Raw genomic sequence first — 17,824 nt, 5'->3', positions numbered from 1 at the left:
TGACCAGCATCATGAACAACTTAATGCGCATAGACGGTCTCAGCACGCACTTCTTCACGGAAGACGGTGAAGTCAAAGCCGTGGACGATGTCAGCTTCCGGGTGCGGGAAGGGGAGACCGTCTGTATTGTCGGCGAGTCCGGCTGCGGGAAAAGCGTGACGGCAATGTCCATCATGGGGCTTGTCGAGTCACCGGGCGGCAAAGTCACCAGCGGCAGCATTGAGTTTCAGGGAGAAGACCTGCTGCAACTGGATAAGCATACACTGCGCAGTATGCGTGGTCATGAGCTCGCAATGATTTTCCAGGAGCCGATGTCTTCACTGAATCCGGTGATCAAGATCGGGGAACAAATCATGGAACCGCTGCGGGTTCATCTGAAGCTGAACAAGAAGGAGGCACGCGCCAAAGCTATTGAACTGATTAGCCAAGTCGGTATTTCCCGGCCTGAGCAGATTGCGGATAGCTATCCGCATGAACTGAGCGGCGGGATGCTGCAGCGGATTATGATCGCCATCGCGATTTCCTGCGGCCCGAAGCTGCTCATCGCCGACGAACCGACTACAGCGCTGGATGTGACGATTCAAGCGCAGATTCTGGACATGCTGCGACAGTTCAAAGCCGACTCGGGTATGTCCATTCTGCTGATCACACATGATCTTGGCGTGGTAGCGGAGATGGCTGATTATGTGATCGTGATGTACTCCGGCAAGATTGTGGAGGAGGGCGAGGTTGTAGAATTATTCAGCAATCCCAAGCATCCGTACACCCGGGGATTGCTTAAATCGAAGCCGGTGATCAACCAGCGGCAGGAAGAGCTGTACTCGATTCCGGGACAGGTGCCCAATCCCCTGGAGCTTGCACCGTCATGTTATTTTCATGACCGCTGTGAACACTGCATGCCGGTGTGCCGCAGCAAGCAGCCTGTGCTACAAGACGTTGGCAATGGACAAAAGGTGTCTTGCTGGCTTTATGAGGAGGCGTTAATCCATGCCTGAGACGTTGCTGGAAGTGAATCACTTGAAGAAGTATTTTCCAATTACGAAAGGCTTGCTTAACCGCACAGTGGGTCAGGTCAAGGCCGTGGATGACATTAGCATCCGGCTGCAGCCCGGGGAGACCTTCGGGCTGGTCGGAGAATCCGGCAGCGGCAAAAGCACGGTTGGCCGCACCATTCTCCGCCTGACGGAGAAGACGGCCGGCGAGGTGAAGTTCAAAGGTGTGGATATCCACACCCTGCCGCCCGAAGAGCTGCGTGGGCTGCGGCCCAAGATGCAGCTGATCTTCCAGGACCCGTACAGCTCGCTGAATCCGCGGGTACGGGTAGGGGATGCCATCGGCGAAGCGCTGCTGGACCACGGGTTATGTTCCCGTAGCGATGTACGCGATTTGGTGCTGGAAACGCTGGAATCCTGCGGATTATCGTCGTACCATATCGACCGTTTCCCGCATGAATTCTCGGGTGGGCAACGGCAGCGGATTGGCATTGCGCGGGCGCTGATTCTGAATCCCGAGCTGATTATCGCCGACGAGCCGGTCTCTGCGCTGGATGTATCGATCCAGGCTCAGATCATCAACCTGTTCAGCAAGCTGCAGCAGAGCCGTGGACTGACGTATTTGTTCATCTCCCATGATCTCAGCGTCGTGGAGCATTTATGCACAACCATCGGAGTCATGTACCTCGGCTCTATGGTCGAGACGGCCTCCCGGGACGAGCTGTTCCGTCATCCGCTGCATCCCTATACGAAGGCGCTGCTGTCGGCGGTGCCGATTCCGATCCCGAAGCTGAAGCGGGAGCGAATTGTACTGAAGGGTGATATTCCGAGCCCGGCGAATCCGCCATCGGGCTGTAAATTCCATACGCGCTGCCCCTTCGCCGAGGAGGTCTGCCGCTCACAGGTTCCCGTCTTCCGGGATGCCGGAGGCGGACATTTTGTAGCGTGTCATCTGGTTTAGGTGCGCCGAAAAGCTTACCTTTACTTGATAGGGTACTGGAATAACGGAATGGCTCCTGACCCTTGTATACCAAGGATTTCACCCATCCAGGACGTTAGATTTTTAAGTTCACACTACGTTAGTTGCCTCAGCCCTGTGAAAAAATGATAAAATGGGTTTTATTACCTACGAACAGGGGATGGAGAGACATGAGGGTGACACTTGCAAAGGCTGTGGAGTCAGACGCGGAAGCTCTTCACAACATTCAAGTCCAAGCTTTTCTGCCTTCGTTGGAAAAATACAAGGATGAGGATACCAGTCCGGCCAATGAAGACATTGAAAAGGTGATGGGCAGAATTACGAATCCTCAGGGCGGATTTTATAAAATTGTGCTGGATGACGTGCTCGTCGGGGGCATACGCGCGACTTGGAAAGAGGATGAGACCCGGATGTGGGTGGGGCCACTCTTTATCCTTCCTGAATACCAGGGAAAGGGGATAGCCCAAAGAGCGCTTAATCTGATCATAGAGATGTTCCCGCAGGCGGCTACTTGGGAGCTAGCGACGATTGCACAGGAAAAACGAAACTGCTGGCTGTATGAAAAAATGGGTTTTGCAAAGACGGGGGAACATAAGGTGTTAAATGATAAAGCAACGCTTGTCTTTTATCTGCGGATAGGGTGATTGCTTAATGATTAATCCGTTCATTTGGGGTTTTGCTCTCGGTAGGATCAAAGCACAGAACAGTGTGGATTATGGATATTTATATCATTTATGACTTTTTTGACTTGTCCCATCCGCAGTGCTATACTGATTCCAATGCAGCTAAATATGGTTAATAAGAGACTGATTAGACATACATATCTAATCGGTCTTGTTTTTTAAATCCCTACTTAGGAGGAATTGTTATGAATACAACAGTACGTTTGACCGAAAGATCCGGCAAGGCCGCTTCCCAGCGGCGTAAAGGCTTTGTACCGGTCGTTGTCTACGGTGCAGGTTCAGATACTCACTCCTTTTCTGCGGATGCAAAAACGATCAACGAAATTTTGAGCAAGAATCCGCGGGCGATCCTGAAGCTTGAACTACCGGGCGCAGGCGCCAAAAATGCTGTGATTCAAGAAGCGCAACGCCAGCCGCTATCGCGCCATTTGCTGCATGTGGATTTTCAACAAATTGATATGAAGGCAGAACTGGATACCAAGGTTGCCTTTCATTTTACAGGAGACCCGGCAGGTGTGAAGAGCGGGGGCGTGCAGCAGGTAGAGCTGTATGAACTGGATATTCGCACACTGCCAGATAAATTGACGGCAACGTTCGATGTGGACATCAGCAGCCTGGAGATTGGTGATCAGCTGCTCGTCTCCGACCTGCCGAAGCATGAGGGCTGGGAGATATTGACTCCGGAAGATACGCTAATCATCCGGATCGCACCTCCGGTAGCTGCAGAGGCGCCAGACGCTGAAGAAGCTGGTGAACCGGCTGCAGACGCTGCTGCCGAGGCCCAGGCTGAGGAATAAGACAGGCCGCGTTGGCGGCGCTGGAACAGGTTTAAATCACAGGAGCAGACAATTTCCTTTGGGGAATTGTCTGCTCTTTTTTGTCACTATGAATAGGACGATTTATGGATCACTTGGTGCTAAAAGCTTGAATATACTTGTTCAGATCACTCCTGAACTTCCGGAGAATCATAAAATCATAAATAACATGGGTGGGATCAGGATCTGTATCCTGATACAGGTAGTAACTGAAGCATGCTCATTTCTCCTATTTAGAAGTCTGTGACCAATCTGGCTTGCCTAGAAAGGACGTCCCAACATCCAGTAAGATCCTCGCAGTGGTACATAGCCTAGGCACCGGTTGATCTTTAGGATCGGAGCGTTAGTGGAATCGTTGTCTGTTCGGATATAATCTGCACGAACACGTCTGGCAAGCTGGATTGCTTTGAGTTTAAGTCCCAGCCCGACTTTACGGCCGCGATAGGCACGGCTTACCCCGGTATACTCGTGATACATGCCATTGGACTGCTGATTGTACAGCACATTGGATACTCCGACATACTTGTCGCCAACCGCAGCAATAATTACCTGTTCCGGCGCATAACCGTCTACCATCAAGTGCCATTTACGCCATTCCTCAATCACAGGAAAATCACCTGTATATCCTGGAATATCGAACGCAGTTTCCTTATAAAGCTCATAAAGCTTCTGCTCAGAGACTTCGCCGGGCTCCTCCGCGAGTGTCGTGAAACGCAGGCCAGATTGCTCCAGCGATAAAATGATGCGTTCCTCGTCAAATTTCTCCCAGTCTAACTTCCTTATGTCCAGCACGGATTGAAAAATATGCCGCTCCATAGGGAAAAAACCGATATAGCAGTTTCTGCCCATCTCTCAATCTAGACACCTTAGGGGGATGTACTCCTTGGGGTAACCATAAAATCATCCTCTGGGCGGAGGTTCATCCGCAATGTTCTGGTATAAAATCAGGATGGAAAAACGCAGGGAGAATGAACTATTCAAATATTCACCATAATGACGACCGAATTTTATGTGAGGGCTTAAGTTCGTCCTAAATAGTCTTGAATAGATTTAGGTATAGTTTTAGATTTACAACGTAACAGTGTTATGTTACGATGGTCGCGAGGAGTGATCAATATGGAAGAAAATCTGATATCCAAAAAGGATTTGCTGGATTTAACCGGCATATCCTACGGCCAACTCTACCGCTGGAAGCGGAAGCAGCTGATTCCTGAAGAATGGTTTATCCGCAAATCAACCTTTACTGGGCAAGAAACCTTTTTTCCGAGAAAGATGATTCTGGCCCGCATCGATAACATTATAAGCATGAAAGACGACCTCTCGCTGGATGAGCTGGCAGATAAATTATCTTCAGCCCCGCCGATCAGCAAAACAGTAATATCAGGTAAAGAGCTGTTGGAACGTAACATTGTTTCGACATTAGTGTTAGAACGCTTTGGCAAGCCGCTGGAAGCAGAGGGGAAATACACGATTGATGAAGTGATGTATCTGTTCGTTATTGACAGCCTACTGAGCAGTGGAGAGATGAACCTTGAAGAAGGTGATCTGCTCTTCCGTACCTTACAGGAGAATTCGGCGAGATTGGAAGGGAAGGCATGGGAACTGTTTTTTATCCGCAAAATGGGTGTGACGTCGTTCCTTATTGCATATGCACCAACTGAGCTGATCTTTGATGCAGGGGTGCGGCTTGTCAACAGGATCACCGTAGGTAGTCTAATGGAGCAGTTAAGAGGAAAGCTTAATTAATGGAGGGAATGAGCATGGTGAAGCAACACGGTGATTTGGTCATTGCTGGCGTAGGAGGGGCCTCTGGAGGCACTTATGATATGGTTAGGCTGGATGGCGTAGCTACCGTTAACGGTTCGGTGGAAGCGCGAATTTTTAAAGGAAATGGTCATGTTCATATGAAGGGTGATCTTCGGGCAGAAGAACTGGAATGCAACGGTAATATGAATGTTAAGGGAAGTCTGAAAATTGGAACGCTCAAGGCGGAAGGTATGGTCCGAATCGGAGGTTCCTTACGGGGAGAATCCTGTGTGCTCAATGGTGTGATCAGTACAAAGGCGGATTGCGAGCTAGAGGAATTAACCGGAGAAGGGGCTTTTACGGTCAATGGTCTGCTGAGCGCGGGGCATGTGGATTTTGTCCTGCATGGACCAGGCAAGGCCAATGAGATTGGTGTCGAGAGTCTCGTGATTCGTCAGAACAATCAAGGGACGTGGAACAGGCTGCTAGGAGGAATGTTCCCTAAACTCAAGCCGGAGCTGAACGCCGGGACTATTGAGGGTGATTTCATTGATTTGGAATACACGAATGCCGATGTTATCAGAGGCAATATTGTGATCATTGGAGAGGGCTGCACGGTTGGAGCCGTGGAATATCGTTCACAGCTAACCGTACATCCGGGAGCCAGAGTAGGAAGGGAGGAGAAGATCGGTGTCTGACAATACTACGCTTAACAACCTCAGTATGGTGGGGACTAGCACATCAGGGGGAGGTTCCTTCCTGAACGTCAAAGTGACAGGTGAATGCCAATTCAACGATACTGTAGACTGCCGGAGATTGAGTCTAACCGGTAATGTAAGGGTGGATGGTGACCTGCGGTTGGAGAAGCTGAAAGTGACAGGTGAACTTGCTGTAGCTGGAGTGCTTACAGGGCAGTCCTTGCGTGGAACCGGAGAGGTTAAAGCCGCCTCAGCTCGAATGGAGCAAATAGACTTTAGTGGAAGTCTTGTGGTACATGGTGATTGTGAAGCAGAGCAGCTGGAGATTTCCGGCGCAGCCGTGGTGGAAGGTCTGCTCAGTGCAGAGCGAATGCAGATCAACTTGTATGGGGCTGGTAAGGCCCGGGAGGTTGGCGGCGGTACTATTGTTATTAAGCAAAACAAGACAGGCAAACTGCTTAACTTAATAAAAGCGAAGCAGGATGTTATTTTCAGAGCAGATCTGATTGAAGGGGATACTATAGAACTGCAATGTACAGTAGCCGATACTGTTCGTGGCGGATCAGTGATCATCGGTCCGGATTGTGTAATTCAAACGGTGGAATACCGGGAGAAGCTGGAGATTCACAAGAATGCCATGGTGAAGCAACAGGTGAAGATCTGACAGGCTGCTCAGAGCAATATAGTGTGATATACAGAAATTAAGGAGTGGAAAAGATGAGTGCAGCCAAATCGCCCAATTTGGGCATAGTCATTGCAGGATTGCTGCTGGGGATATTGATGGCTTCTATGGACAGTACGATTGTTGCAACGGCTATGGGCAATATTGTAGGAGAACTAGGGGGCATGGACAAATTTGTCTGGGTAACCTCCGCCTATCTCGTTGCAGAAATGGCAGGTATGCCGATCTTTGGCAAGCTGTCGGATATGTATGGACGGAAGAAGTTCTTTATCTTTGGAATTATTGTTTTTATGGCAGGTTCAGCCCTGTGCGGAACTGCCAGCACGATAACGGAGCTTGCGGCCTATCGGGCGGTGCAGGGTATTGGCGGTGGAGCACTCGTGCCGATTGCTTTTGCGATTATGTTCGATGCCGTTCCGCTGGAGTCGCGCGGTAAGCTGGGCGGGGCATTCGGCGCGGTATTCGGCTTGTCGAGTGTGTTTGGCCCGCTGCTGGGGGCGTACATTACAGACCATATCGCCTGGCAATGGGTGTTCTACATTAATCTGCCGCTCGGACTGATTGCCTTTGTGATGGTAGTGTTCTTTTACAGAGAATCGCATGAGCACTCCAAGCTGCCGATCGACTGGCTGGGTGCAGGCACATTGCTTGGGGCGGTCATCTCTTTAATGTTCGCGCTGGAGCTTGGTGGCAAGGAGTATGCTTGGGATTCAGCGATGATTCTAGGATTATTCGCAGCGTTCGCCGTGTTGGCAGCCGTATTCCTGTATGTGGAGACGAAGGCTGCAGAGCCGATCATTTCGTTTGCACTATTTAAAAAACGGCTGTACGCCTTCAGCATCCTGTGCGCATTGTTTAGCGGAGCGGCATTTATTGTGGCTTCTGTATATATCCCGATCTTTATTCAGGGAGTTATGGGCGGTTCGGCGACGAATTCGGGGATGGTACTGTTGCCTATGATGGTTGGTTCAGTAGTTACAGCATCAACAGGCGGCTTCTTGATGTCTAAAACAAGCTACCGCAGCCTGCTGATTCCTACACTAGCGCTGCTGGTGGTGGGAACAGGGCTTGTGGCGACACTTACGCCTGATGCTTCACGTCTACTTGTAACTGTGTATATGATCCTGATCGGTCTTGGTATTGGCGCTTCGTTCTCGGTGCTAAGCACAGCTGCTATTCACGGGCTGACCGCTCAGCAGCGCGGCTCTGCCAGCGCAACGCTTAATTTCCTGCGTTCGCTGGGGATGACTGTCGGGATTACCAGCTTTGGTATTATCCAAAGCCATTACTTCACCGGCAGCTTGGCCAGCATGTTCGCCGGAGGTGGGGGCGGAGGAGCTCCAGCCGGAGCGCTGGATTTCAAAGACCCGCATTCATTGCTGTCGCCGGAAGCTAGAGCGATGATCCCACCTGAAATTTTATCCAAAATTACAGAAGGATTATCCTCATCCATCACGCACACCTTTGCCTGGGCACTCGTTCCGGCGGCCTTAGCACTGCTGGCTTCCTTCTTCATGGGCCGGCAGAAGATGGACGCCTCGGCAGCCGGGGACTCGGCGGTGTCCGGGCACTAGGTAGTTCTGGGTACGGAGGGTGGAGGGGCGGGTTGCCTTGTTTGGCCTATCCAGTTTGACATAACAGGTGTGGCGTATCGGAATGGTTATCCGGTATGGTTTAGCTGATGTGGCGTATCTGGAATGGTTATCCGGTATGGTTTTCTGGTGTGGCGTATCTGGAATGGTTATCCGGTATGGTTTAGCTGGTTTGGCGTATCTGGAATGGTTATCCGGTATGGTTTTCTGGTGTGGCGTATCTGGAATGGTTATCCGGTAGGGTTTAGCTGGTGTGGCGTATCTGGAATGATTATCCGGTATGGTTTAGCTGGTGTGGCGTATCTGGTTCGCCTCGTCTGGTTAGTCTTATCCCGTATGTTCATCCAGCATGGTTTATCGTTTTCCCTTACCGTTCTGCCCCAATCGGTTTGGTCCTATTAGTTCCGGTTAACTTTGAATCTGAGGACAGTCTTCAGCTTGTCGGGGCGGGTTCTTCGGGCGTCCGTCAGGTATATTTCCTTATGGGTCTTGGAGGCTCGTATCAACCCATTACGCATGCAGTAGTCCTCCATAGCTGCAAAGCTTTCCGGCTCATCGTCATATGATCCGTAATGGAGCATTTGTACACTTAGGCCATCTTCGACCTTGCCGAAGATGGCCTTTTCCATCAGCACATGTGGCTTGGTGAGCTTCACCATCTTTATAATTTCAGCTGCTAAGTCGGCGGTGACGAACTCAGGCTGTCTAATCATCAGCGTATATAGCAACTCGTCTTTATCCAGAACATCTTTCTGTCTTCCTTCTTCGGTGAGATCCCAGACGCCTTCCAGCGGAAAGACGGAGTAATCGTAATAGCCCTCGGTGAGCAGTCTTCCTTTTTTGGGAAGCATTTTGGCGGCATAGGAGAGGGAGTATAGTACGGCTACAGCTTCAGTGAATAAGTTACTGTTGGGATTGCCGCTCCCCTCCAGCATAAAATAATTAAAGCCGGGAACCGTGATCAGCTCTGGTTTCGCTTGTGGCAGGTAGAAGGATTTGTCCTGTTTCTTCCATTCGTATTTCATCTGATTAGCGCCTCCTTTTAAGGTAGAATAGCACAGGCAACTGGACAGCACAGTGTCATGTTTGGAACGGTGTATTCAAATGAAAAAAGCTCCCGCCTTAGATTCCGGCAGGAGCTTATTTTTTCTACGTTAAAATTATATAAAGTGAACTCAAGATTCAAACGTAAAGCTCAGTCGTTCCTACGGTGCAATGCTTGGACTTCCGGTCGCGATCTATATAGAACGAATAAAAATAACAACTCAAAGCCTAGAAGTTACTCCCGAAGTGCAAATAACGGCATTTTTGTACCTTAAATACTCTGCAACTCAGGTTTATTGGGAATTAAGTGCAATATTGTACCTTAAATCTTCCTGAATATCCTCTTCAGCGTACTTTTTCGGAAATTAAGATACAATAATGCCCTTATTTGCTTTTTTTACCTATAATCAAGGAAAATAAGGTACAAAAATGCACTTAGTTAGGAGGTGGACCATTTTCGGGGTTAAGAAGACAGCTTAGTTTAGGAGGTAGACCATTTTTCGGGGTTAAGAAGACAGGGAAGGGGGAGGGGGATCGGAGGCTAGCGCCCTAAAGCCCTATCTTAGATCCCTTCTTAAAGCCCCAATTCCACCAGAATAACGCCTGAAATCGTAATCCCCTTCGTCACGCAGTCTTCCATTCTGACACTCTTCCGTGAGAATTTTAATTTCGCTTAATACGTTTAAAACCTGGAGAAAGCTTAGAATTGCGATACCGGCTTCCCTACGGAGAGCTTGCATCTGAGCATCTCGCTCACACAGTCTAAACTTTCCCCGTGCTTCTTCTTACTTCTCGTTACTTTTTTTGTTCAGCTTATATTGTTTCTTTGTTCCAAGGTGGCACTACGAAGTGATACCGGCAGCTCCAGCTTTATGTGGCCTAATACACCGCAGTTGGCTCAGTGAAGGTCTGGCGGATAAGATGCGCGCCCAGGCTACATTTCATGAATTGCTGGCGTTGATCATAGAGTACCAAGGTCAAGAAACGGTGAAGCTGCTCGCTAAAGTGAAGGCAGAGATCGACCGCTATTATTCCGAGGAGATCACGATTGAGCGTTTGGCTGTAGCTTCCGGGATCAGCGGGCACCTTCCTAATTGAACTTACTTTTATATATGAAGTGTTTTAATTGATAATTATTATCAACGTCAAACCTTATGCAGGGAATTATAGGTCTGACAGGGGACAGAAAGGGCAAAAAGGCTCAAATTTCTGTATTAAAAAGATCTATCGTTCGTGTTTGGAGTGACTTACATGTTATGTTTGCCTTTTTTCTTGCCTGAAACGCAATAATTATGTATAATGGCATTAAATATTGATGTGATTGTACGATATTCTGTTGTTGAAGGTGGTTTCATGGCAGAACTGGACAGTAATGATAACAAGAAGAAGATGTGCCAGATCTACAATGAGCTCTCCAAGGAATTGTTTGGTTTCGGGACGACCCTGCTCCGCGTAACTGTCGATCAGCGGGTCATTACCTTTCACGCCAAACACCGCCGTTCTCCCCGTTCTTCCGCATTGGAAGGCGAGGCGCCGGAGCTTAAGCAGGAAGTGGACTTTCGGATGTCGCTCCTGTTCAAGAAGAAGTTCCAGGAGAGGTTAGAGGAAGAGATGGAGCTAAAGATTGAGGTTCTGCTGAGAGATTATGATGCGCGAACCCAATGGGCTTTTACGAACATGATTTTGGCTGAAGATTAAAATACCTACACGGATTTTTGCTTTTGATCTATCTTAAGCGAAGACCGTCTTTCTATAACGGGTAGCTCTTTCCTTTGTTTACACGGAGAAAAGTGTTCTTGTTCCTACAAGAATACTTTTCTTTTTTTATGAGGAAAACTGGGAACCATAGAATTTAATTAAGGTTAGGAGGTGCTGTCAACATCGCCGGGTGCCCGAAATGCGGGCTGAAATGAACGATTGCCAACGAGAATGATGAGATTTAAGCCATATTAGCTTCATACACACACATCAGGGAGGTCTATTGGATTATGAAAAAGATTTGGGGAACAGCACTTGCGCTTACACTTACTGCGGCACTGACCGCTTGCGGATCATCGGGAAGTAATTCCGCTACTACAGCTAACGGAACGAACAGCGGAACCGCTGGGGACAATGGGAAATCAGGAGCACCCAAGGAACTGGTAATCTCCACCTGGGGCTTCTCGGAAGACTTCTTCAAGGAAGCAGTGTACGCACCTTTTGAGAAAGAACACAACGTCAAGATTGTCGTGGAGATTGGTAACAACGCTGAGCGCCTGAACAAGATCCGTCAGGGTAGCTCGAACGTGGATGTCATTTACCTATCCGATTACTACGCTCAGCAAGGTATTAATGAAGGATTGATTGATACCATCGATACCGCAAAGGTGCCGAATCTCCAGCATGTCTATGATATTGCCAAAGCTCCACTGGGTGAGGGCTACGGCCCGGCTTATACGATCGGACGTCTCGGTATCGCCTACAATCCGGCTTTGGTCAAGGGTGAGATCACATCCTGGAAAGATCTTTGGACGGCGTTTGACCGCAATCTGACGCTTCCGGCGATTACGGCGACTGCAGGACCGATGATGGTGGATGCGGCTTCTGTGGTGGCAGGCAACACCGATTTCAATGAAGATCAAGCCTTTGCAAAGCTGAAGGAAATTAACCCAAGCGTGATTAAATACTACAGCCAGACTTCCGAATACGTGAACATGTTCAGCCAGGAGGAAATTGCCGGAGGACCGATCATGGAGATGTACTTCAAGGATCTGCAAGCCGCAGTTCCGGATGCGAAGTTTGTGGCTCCGTCTGAAGGCGCATTTGCTGTTATGAACACCATCAACGTAGTCAAAGGTACGGATAACAAGGAATTGGCCGAAGAGTTCATCAACTGGCAGCTGAGCAAGGAAGTTCAAGAGAAATCCGCTAAAGCCAAGGTTGATTCCCCGGTAAACACTGAAGTTGTTCTGAACGAAGAGGAAGCCAAGGGCGTAACTTACGGTGCAGATGTGGTGGGCAAGCTGCGTAAGCTGGATATGAAATTCGTCAACGATAACATCAAAGCATGGACGGATCGCTGGAACAAAGAGATCGGTGGCTAAGGATGACTATTCGTAAAAAAGTAATTCTCGATGTGGATACCGGCGTGGACGACGCCTTGGCCATCATGCTGGCGGTGAAGAGCGGAGCGCTCGACATCCTTGGGATTACTACGGTCAATGGCAATGTATCGCTGGATCAGGCGACGGAGAACACTTGCAAAATTCTGCAGTTTCTCGGCGTTCAGAACGAGATTCCGGTGTACCGGGGGGCGGACAAGCCGCTGGCCCGCGAGGTACATTTCGAGCATCGGGTGCATGGACGCGACGGCATCGGTGGGGCATTGTCGGATATGGTAGTCAGTAAGCGTGCGGAGGAAGAATCCGCAGCAGACTTCATCATCCGTCAGGTGATGAGTCAGCCGGGAGAGGTCACGCTGATTATGACCGCTCCCCTGACCAATCTGGCCGAAGTGCTGCAGAAATGTCCGGAGCTGGTGCAGCATACCGCCGAGGTCATCATCATGGGCGGCGTGGTGCGCGGTTCAGGGAATATCACCCCTACGGCAGAGTACAACATTTATGTTGATCCCGAAGCCGCCAAGCTGGTGATGGGTGCGGGCTTCCCGCACCTCACTCTGGTGGGTCTGGATGTCACTCGCAAGGCGCTGCTGTCGCAAGAGGATATTGCCAAGCTGACGAATCCCGAGATCGCAGCGTATGTGGAGCAGAGTACGGCTGATTACCGCCAGCGGTATTACGAGCGCAACGGCGTTGAAGCCTGTGCCCTGCATGATCCATTGGCGGTAGGTGTGGCGATTAATCCGGACCTGGTGACAAAACTGGATTATTACGTGGATGTAGAGACCCGGAGCGAGCTGTGCGACGGGCAGACGGTCTGTGATTTTCAGAACCGGCTGAACAAGCCGCATAATGTCAGTGTCTGCCTGGAGGTGGATGGCCCTGCTTTTCTTACGCTATTCACCGGGAGTCTGAACCAAGAGCTGAAGACAGACGGGAGTTAACTCAATGAATAAAAGATATTTATATCTGCTGCTGTTGCCGGGATTTCTGTTCCTGGCAGCATTCATGCTGATCCCTATCATTCTTACAATTGTTTCAACCTTTATGCCGGATGGCAGTCTGACGCTGGAAGGGTATATGACCTTTTTCCGCGACGGGTATTTCAATAAAATCCTGCTCACCACCCTTCGGGTGAGTGTAGTGACAACCTTGGTATGCGTGGTGCTGGGCTATCCAGCCGCCTATTATATTTCTCGTGCGGGCATCCGCAAGAAAAGCATTCTGCTCGCACTGTCCATTTTCCCGCTGCTGACCAGCCCAGTTGTCCGTTCTTTCAGCTGGATGATCATTTTGGGGAAGAAGGGGCTGCTCAATACGTTCCTGATGAACATCGGCTTGATTCAAAAGCCGCTCGAGATTCTCTATACACCGGTGGCTATGATGGTCGGTCTCGTGCATCTCTTCCTGCCGCTGATCATTATCACCCTGCTGGGCGTCATGGAGAATCTGGATTATGAGCTGGTGCGGGCTGCCCGCAGTCTGGGCGCTTCATCGTTCACAGCTTTCCGCAAAATCATCTTCCCGCTCACCGTACCGGGGCTGATTATCGGCAGTATTCTCGTGTTCGTAGGCAGCTTGACAGCCTATACGACTCCTGCGCTGCTAGGCGGTAAAGAACGCGTCGTTGCAACGTTCCTGTACCAAAATGCTATGACCTTAAATGATTGGCAGGCGGCGTCTGTCATTGCCGTGATAATGATTGTGATTACATTTGTGGTGGTTGGTCTGATGAATGCCTGGGCGAACCGACTAAATCCGAAGGGGTGAGAAGATGAAGGAAGGAAACCGTGGGCTCTCGCTGTACACGTTGCTGGTGTTTGTGTTTCTGCTAGGCCCGCTCGTGATTATTTCTATTACTTCATTTGAGCCGGGCACTGTCCTGAAATTCCCCCCGGAGGGCTTTTCGCTACGATGGTACCGTAATATCTTTGAAGTAAGCATGTTCATGGAGACATTCAAGACCTCCATTATAGTGTCGATGCTAGGCAATCTGCTGGCGCTGCTGCTGGGTGTGCCGGCGGCCTATGCCCTGAGCCGGTTCGAGTTCCGGGGCCGTGATACGCTTAACGCGTTATTCCTGTCACCAGTGCTCATTCCCGGCATTGTGCTGGGGTTCACACTGCTGCGCTATTTGATTGTGGTATACGGACTGCCGATTTATGCCGGTCTTCTGATCGGCCACACGGTGATTATGCTCCCGTTTATTATCAGAGTCATTGCCTCAAGCTTGGCCAATTTCGATTTTGCCGTAGAAGAAGCTGCACAGAGTCTGGGCGCGGGCCGTCTAGAGACCTTTTTCAAAGTAGTGCTGCCCAACATTCGCTCCGGCATTCTGGCTGCGGTACTGATCGCATTCCTGGAATCCTTCAATAACGTGGACATCTCCGTGTTTATGACCGGTCCAGGGGTAAGCACCTTGCCGATTCAAATGCTGACCTATGTGCAGAATTATTTTGACCCTACAATTGCAGCGATTTCGGTCATCCTGATGGTGCTGACGGCAGCGCTGATGTTTATCATCGAGCGGCTGATGGGATTCGCCTATTTTACCAAACGATAACGGAGGCATACGGTAATGGCACTAATAAGTCTAGAACAAGTATCGGTTGCTTACGACAACCGTTTTATATTGGAAGATTTCAATTTGCAGATTGAAAAAGGGAAGCTCCTGTCCCTGCTCGGCCCCAGCGGCTGTGGCAAAACAACTACCCTGCGCTTAATCGCCGGCTTCCTGAATGCCGAGCAGGGCAAGTTCATGTTCGGAGGCAAGGATTACACCAATGTGCCGGTGAACAAGCGGAACTTTGGCTTTGTATTCCAGAGCTATGCCTTGTTCCCGCATATGTCGGTGTACGATAACGTGGCCTTCGGCCTGCGTCTGCGCAAGATGAAGGAAGCGGAAGTGAAGCAGCGGGTGACCCGTATGCTGGAGATCGTTAGCCTGGGCGGATTTGAGAAAAGATTGCCGAAGGCGCTCTCCGGTGGACAACGGCAGCGTGTTGCGATTGCGCGGGCATTGGTCATCGAGCCGGATCTGCTGCTCTTCGACGAGCCGCTGAGTAACCTTGACGCGAACCTGCGGGTGAATATGCGCGTCGAGATCCGCCGGATTCAGCAGGAACTTGGGATTACAACGGTCTACGTCTCCCATGATCAGGAGGAATGCTTCTCCATCTCCGATCAGGTAGCCGTGATGAACAGCGGAAAGATTGAACAGTTGGCTCATCCTACGACTATTTTTAAATATCCGGCTAGTGAATATGTGGCCCGGTTTATCGGCTTCGGCAACTTTATTGCCTTCGAGAGCCGCAGCGATGCAGGTGAAGATATCGAGCTGAGCCGGGGAGCTTTGAAGTTCCTGGCAGCCAAACGCCCGAATGGGGCAGGCAACCTTGGGATGCTGGGCGCGATCAGGCCGGATGACCTTCAACTGTGGCCTAGTACACAGGAAGCGCCTCTCTCAGGCAATACCCTTTCAGGCAGAGTGCAAGTAAGCACTTATCTGGGACGGAGTTACCAGTATGAAGTAGAGACGGAGCTAGGCGTATTTACGGTCAATCAGGAGATGGATGTACCCTTTGCACAAGGGGAACAGGTTACGATTTATTTTCCAAAAGACAAGCTAGTGCTGGTGCAGTAAGCCGCAGTAAGGAGCATATACGATGGTTACGGATCAACTAATTCTGAATGTGAATGTGTATAACAGTTACTATAAAAGATTTGAGCTGGCCAATGTGGCTGTCAAGGATGGGCGATTCCTGTATATCGGTGGTCTAGGCGCGGATACATTCACTGCGAATGAGATCATTGAGGGCCAAGGGAGATATATGGTTCCCGGTCTGATTGACATCCATCTGCATATTGAGAGCACCATGATTACACCGGAGACGTTCTCGTATGGCATTCTGCGTCATGGGGTGACAACGATCGTTCCGGAACCGCATGAGATGGCCAATGTGTTCGGTGTCGAAGGTGTACATGAGATGATTCGGGCTAGTGAAGACTGCACGGTGGACATGTTCTATGCAATTCCAAGCTCTGTACCGGCGACACTATTGGAAACTACCGGCGGTTCTATAGAGATTGAGGATATCGACCAACTGATGGCGACTGAGCAGATGATCTGTCTTGGGGAAGTTATGAACTATGTGGATGTCATTCGTGACCCGGATGGCAAAAGCAACCGTATACTCCAGCATATCCGCAGCCGCTATCCGGAGCTGGTGATTGAGGGGCATACCCCGAAGCTGCTGGATCTCGATCTGCATCAGCTGATTTATGCGGGCATTGACTCGGATCATACCCACCAGAGCATTGAAGGGCTGACTGCCCGCATTGCTGCCGGGATGTTCATTGAAATTCAGGAGAAGTCCATGACCCCTGATGTAGTGGACTACCTGATTCAGCATCCTGTCGGTGAGCATTTTTGCTTCGTGACCGATGATGTGATGACGGACTCGCTAGTGGCAACCGGACATCTGGACCATCTGGTGCGCAAAGCGATCAAGATGGGCATGACGCCTGAGGATGCTGTCTATGCAGCAACCTTTACCCCTGCCCGGCGGATGAGAATGCAGGACCGTGGTGTGATTGCGCCGAACAAGATCGCAGATTATCTGCTCTTGTCTGATCTGCATTCGTTTGAATTGGACGCGGTCTACAAAGGCGGCAAGCAGGCTTATGACCGCCATCAGCCGCAGTCCCAGCCAGAGTCACAGCCCCGGTTCCCGGCGCATTTTTACCAGAGTGTGAAGCTTAGCCCCGTAACCGCAGCCGACTTTACGGTTGTCTCGGAGAAGACGGATGGACGTTATGGCTGCCGTGTAATGATGGTCAACAACGTATCCACCTTCACAGAGGAGAAGCATAGCGAGGCAGAGGTTCGTAACGGTCTGCTGCAATGGCAGGAGAGCGGCTATGGCCTTATCGCTACCTTTGAGCGATACGGTAAGAACGGCAACCGGGCCTACGGCTTGATTGGCGGCGATACTATCAAACGTGGCGCCATCGCGACTACCTATTCACACGATAACCACAATCTGCTGGTCGTCGGACATAACCCCGGGGATATGGCACTGGCGGCGAACGAAGTTATCGCTGGTCAAGGCGGGTTCTGTGTGGTCTGTGACGGACAGGTGCTCGCTCATCTGGCTCTGCCGGTCGGCGGTATTCTTACCGAGGAGCCACTGGAGATCACTGCCCAGAAGGTGAAGGAGCTGCGGTCGGCCATGGAATCGCTCGGCTATAATCACTACAATCCGATTATGTCCATCAGCACACATTCCCTGCCAGTCAGTCCGGCACTTAAGATCACCGACCTTGGTCTGATCGATGTAGGCAAAGGCGAGGTTGTTCCGCTGCTGTTCGATTTGGATAAATAATAACTATAGATATTGAATAGAAAAATAACCTTCAGTCCACTTTCCAGTGGCGCTGAAGGTTATTTTGTTTGGTGAAGCAGTGCTATGTTGGTAAAGCACTGCTTTGTT

The 17,824-nt window shown here is 50.2% G+C and carries 19 protein-coding genes; 17 read left to right on the top strand and 2 right to left on the bottom strand.

Annotation, left to right across the window (positions count from 1 at the left end):
• The first annotated feature begins 11 nt into the window (after positions 1-11).
• The 4 genes from HPT30_RS22660 (at position 12) to HPT30_RS22645 (ending at position 3,451) form a co-directional block, all read left to right on the top strand.
• Positions 12-995, top strand: coding sequence for an ABC transporter ATP-binding protein (locus tag HPT30_RS22660; protein ID WP_175373591.1), 984 nt, complete (start codon positions 12-14; stop codon positions 993-995).
• Positions 988-1,953: an ABC transporter ATP-binding protein gene (locus tag HPT30_RS22655; protein ID WP_175373590.1), complete on the top strand. Its 966-nt coding sequence runs from the start codon at positions 988-990 to the stop codon at positions 1,951-1,953. Before HPT30_RS22660 ends, HPT30_RS22655 begins: the two co-directional genes overlap by 8 nt.
• Positions 1,954-2,141: 188 nt before the next feature.
• Entirely contained in the window at positions 2,142-2,615 is a 474-nt protein-coding gene (locus HPT30_RS22650; protein WP_175373589.1) for a GNAT family N-acetyltransferase, read from the top strand.
• A 224-nt stretch (positions 2,616-2,839) separates the two neighbouring features.
• Positions 2,840-3,451: a 50S ribosomal protein L25 gene (locus tag HPT30_RS22645; protein WP_175373588.1), complete on the top strand. Its 612-nt coding sequence runs from the start codon at positions 2,840-2,842 to the stop codon at positions 3,449-3,451.
• Between the two features lie 279 nt (positions 3,452-3,730).
• On the opposite strand, the gene HPT30_RS22640 is transcribed toward HPT30_RS22645, so the two are convergent.
• On the bottom strand, positions 3,731-4,318 hold the full coding sequence (locus tag HPT30_RS22640) for a GNAT family N-acetyltransferase (RefSeq protein ID WP_175373587.1): 588 nt from the start codon (positions 4,316-4,318) through the stop codon (positions 3,731-3,733).
• Between the two features lie 267 nt (positions 4,319-4,585).
• Between HPT30_RS22640 and HPT30_RS22635 the strand changes: the two genes are divergently transcribed.
• The 5 genes from HPT30_RS22635 to HPT30_RS22615 all read left to right on the top strand — a co-directional run bounded on the left by HPT30_RS22635 (position 4,586) and on the right by HPT30_RS22615 (position 8,589).
• Positions 4,586-5,215: a YhbD family protein gene (locus HPT30_RS22635; protein WP_175373586.1), complete on the top strand. Its 630-nt coding sequence runs from the start codon at positions 4,586-4,588 to the stop codon at positions 5,213-5,215.
• A gap of 14 nt (positions 5,216-5,229) precedes the next feature.
• Positions 5,230-5,913: a hypothetical protein gene (locus tag HPT30_RS22630; protein WP_175373585.1), complete on the top strand. Its 684-nt coding sequence runs from the start codon at positions 5,230-5,232 to the stop codon at positions 5,911-5,913.
• Entirely contained in the window at positions 5,906-6,577 is a 672-nt protein-coding gene (locus HPT30_RS22625; RefSeq protein WP_175373584.1) for a polymer-forming cytoskeletal protein, read from the top strand. The genes HPT30_RS22630 and HPT30_RS22625 overlap by 8 nt, the downstream gene beginning before the upstream one ends.
• A gap of 53 nt (positions 6,578-6,630) precedes the next feature.
• Positions 6,631-8,169, top strand: a complete 1,539-nt coding sequence (locus HPT30_RS22620) for an MDR family MFS transporter (protein ID WP_175373583.1) — start codon at positions 6,631-6,633, stop codon at positions 8,167-8,169.
• A gap of 123 nt (positions 8,170-8,292) precedes the next feature.
• Complete coding sequence (locus tag HPT30_RS22615) at positions 8,293-8,589, top strand: hypothetical protein (RefSeq protein WP_175373582.1); 297 nt, start codon at positions 8,293-8,295, stop codon at positions 8,587-8,589.
• On the opposite strand, the gene HPT30_RS22610 is transcribed toward HPT30_RS22615, so the two are convergent.
• On the bottom strand, positions 8,586-9,212 hold the full coding sequence (locus HPT30_RS22610; protein WP_175373581.1) for a GyrI-like domain-containing protein: 627 nt from the start codon (positions 9,210-9,212) through the stop codon (positions 8,586-8,588). The genes HPT30_RS22615 and HPT30_RS22610 overlap by 4 nt on opposite strands.
• An 868-nt stretch (positions 9,213-10,080) precedes the next feature.
• On the opposite strand from HPT30_RS22610, the gene HPT30_RS22605 reads away from it, so the two are divergent.
• The 8 genes from HPT30_RS22605 (at position 10,081) to HPT30_RS22570 (ending at position 17,716) form a co-directional block, all read left to right on the top strand.
• Positions 10,081-10,329, top strand: a complete 249-nt coding sequence (locus tag HPT30_RS22605) for a hypothetical protein (protein WP_175373580.1) — start codon at positions 10,081-10,083, stop codon at positions 10,327-10,329.
• A gap of 255 nt (positions 10,330-10,584) precedes the next feature.
• Positions 10,585-10,929, top strand: coding sequence for a DUF2294 domain-containing protein (locus tag HPT30_RS22600; protein ID WP_066362899.1), 345 nt, complete (start codon positions 10,585-10,587; stop codon positions 10,927-10,929).
• Positions 10,930-11,219: 290 nt separating this feature from the next.
• Complete coding sequence (locus HPT30_RS22595) at positions 11,220-12,314, top strand: ABC transporter substrate-binding protein (protein WP_175373579.1); 1,095 nt, start codon at positions 11,220-11,222, stop codon at positions 12,312-12,314.
• Positions 12,315-12,316: 2 nt separating this feature from the next.
• Positions 12,317-13,276: a nucleoside hydrolase gene (locus tag HPT30_RS22590; protein WP_175373578.1), complete on the top strand. Its 960-nt coding sequence runs from the start codon at positions 12,317-12,319 to the stop codon at positions 13,274-13,276.
• Positions 13,277-13,280: 4 nt separating this feature from the next.
• Positions 13,281-14,102, top strand: coding sequence for an ABC transporter permease (locus tag HPT30_RS22585; protein WP_175373577.1), 822 nt, complete (start codon positions 13,281-13,283; stop codon positions 14,100-14,102).
• Positions 14,103-14,106: 4 nt separating this feature from the next.
• A complete protein-coding gene (locus tag HPT30_RS22580) occupies positions 14,107-14,895 on the top strand; it encodes an ABC transporter permease (protein WP_175373576.1) in 789 nt (262 codons plus the stop codon).
• 15 nt (positions 14,896-14,910) lie between these two features.
• Positions 14,911-15,975, top strand: coding sequence for an ABC transporter ATP-binding protein (locus tag HPT30_RS22575; protein ID WP_175373575.1), 1,065 nt, complete (start codon positions 14,911-14,913; stop codon positions 15,973-15,975).
• 22 nt (positions 15,976-15,997) lie between these two features.
• Positions 15,998-17,716, top strand: a complete 1,719-nt coding sequence (locus HPT30_RS22570; protein ID WP_175373574.1) for an adenine deaminase C-terminal domain-containing protein — start codon at positions 15,998-16,000, stop codon at positions 17,714-17,716.
• Positions 17,717-17,824: the final 108 nt, after the last annotated feature.

The sequence above is a fragment of the Paenibacillus agri genome (assembly GCF_013359945.1).
GTDB lineage: Bacteria > Bacillota > Bacilli > Paenibacillales > Paenibacillaceae > Paenibacillus_AQ > Paenibacillus_AQ agri.
Note: the sequence above shows the minus strand (reverse complement) of the source record. Positions and strands in the feature narration are given on the sequence as shown.

Bases quoted from the DNA above. Each gene is read 5' to 3' on its own strand.
- HPT30_RS22575 (WP_175373575.1), top strand. From the start codon at position 14,911: ATGGCACTAATAAGTCTAGAACAAGTATCGGTTGCTTACGACAACCGT.
- HPT30_RS22585 (WP_175373577.1), top strand. From the start codon at position 13,281: ATGAATAAAAGATATTTATATCTGCTGCTGTTGCCGGGATTTCTGTTC.
- HPT30_RS22615 (WP_175373582.1), top strand. From the start codon at position 8,293: ATGGTTATCCGGTATGGTTTTCTGGTGTGGCGTATCTGGAATGGTTAT.
- HPT30_RS22580 (WP_175373576.1), top strand. From the start codon at position 14,107: ATGAAGGAAGGAAACCGTGGGCTCTCGCTGTACACGTTGCTGGTGTTT.
- HPT30_RS22600 (WP_066362899.1), top strand. From the start codon at position 10,585: ATGGCAGAACTGGACAGTAATGATAACAAGAAGAAGATGTGCCAGATC.
- HPT30_RS22570 (WP_175373574.1), top strand. From the start codon at position 15,998: ATGGTTACGGATCAACTAATTCTGAATGTGAATGTGTATAACAGTTAC.
- HPT30_RS22650 (WP_175373589.1), top strand. From the start codon at position 2,142: ATGAGGGTGACACTTGCAAAGGCTGTGGAGTCAGACGCGGAAGCTCTT.
- HPT30_RS22655 (WP_175373590.1), top strand. From the start codon at position 988: ATGCCTGAGACGTTGCTGGAAGTGAATCACTTGAAGAAGTATTTTCCA.
- HPT30_RS22620 (WP_175373583.1), top strand. From the start codon at position 6,631: ATGAGTGCAGCCAAATCGCCCAATTTGGGCATAGTCATTGCAGGATTG.
- HPT30_RS22640 (WP_175373587.1), bottom strand. From the start codon at position 4,318: ATGGGCAGAAACTGCTATATCGGTTTTTTCCCTATGGAGCGGCATATT.
- HPT30_RS22645 (WP_175373588.1), top strand. From the start codon at position 2,840: ATGAATACAACAGTACGTTTGACCGAAAGATCCGGCAAGGCCGCTTCC.
- HPT30_RS22660 (WP_175373591.1), top strand. From the start codon at position 12: ATGAACAACTTAATGCGCATAGACGGTCTCAGCACGCACTTCTTCACG.
- HPT30_RS22630 (WP_175373585.1), top strand. From the start codon at position 5,230: ATGGTGAAGCAACACGGTGATTTGGTCATTGCTGGCGTAGGAGGGGCC.
- HPT30_RS22610 (WP_175373581.1), bottom strand. From the start codon at position 9,212: ATGAAATACGAATGGAAGAAACAGGACAAATCCTTCTACCTGCCACAA.
- HPT30_RS22635 (WP_175373586.1), top strand. From the start codon at position 4,586: ATGGAAGAAAATCTGATATCCAAAAAGGATTTGCTGGATTTAACCGGC.
- HPT30_RS22590 (WP_175373578.1), top strand. From the start codon at position 12,317: ATGACTATTCGTAAAAAAGTAATTCTCGATGTGGATACCGGCGTGGAC.
- HPT30_RS22595 (WP_175373579.1), top strand. From the start codon at position 11,220: ATGAAAAAGATTTGGGGAACAGCACTTGCGCTTACACTTACTGCGGCA.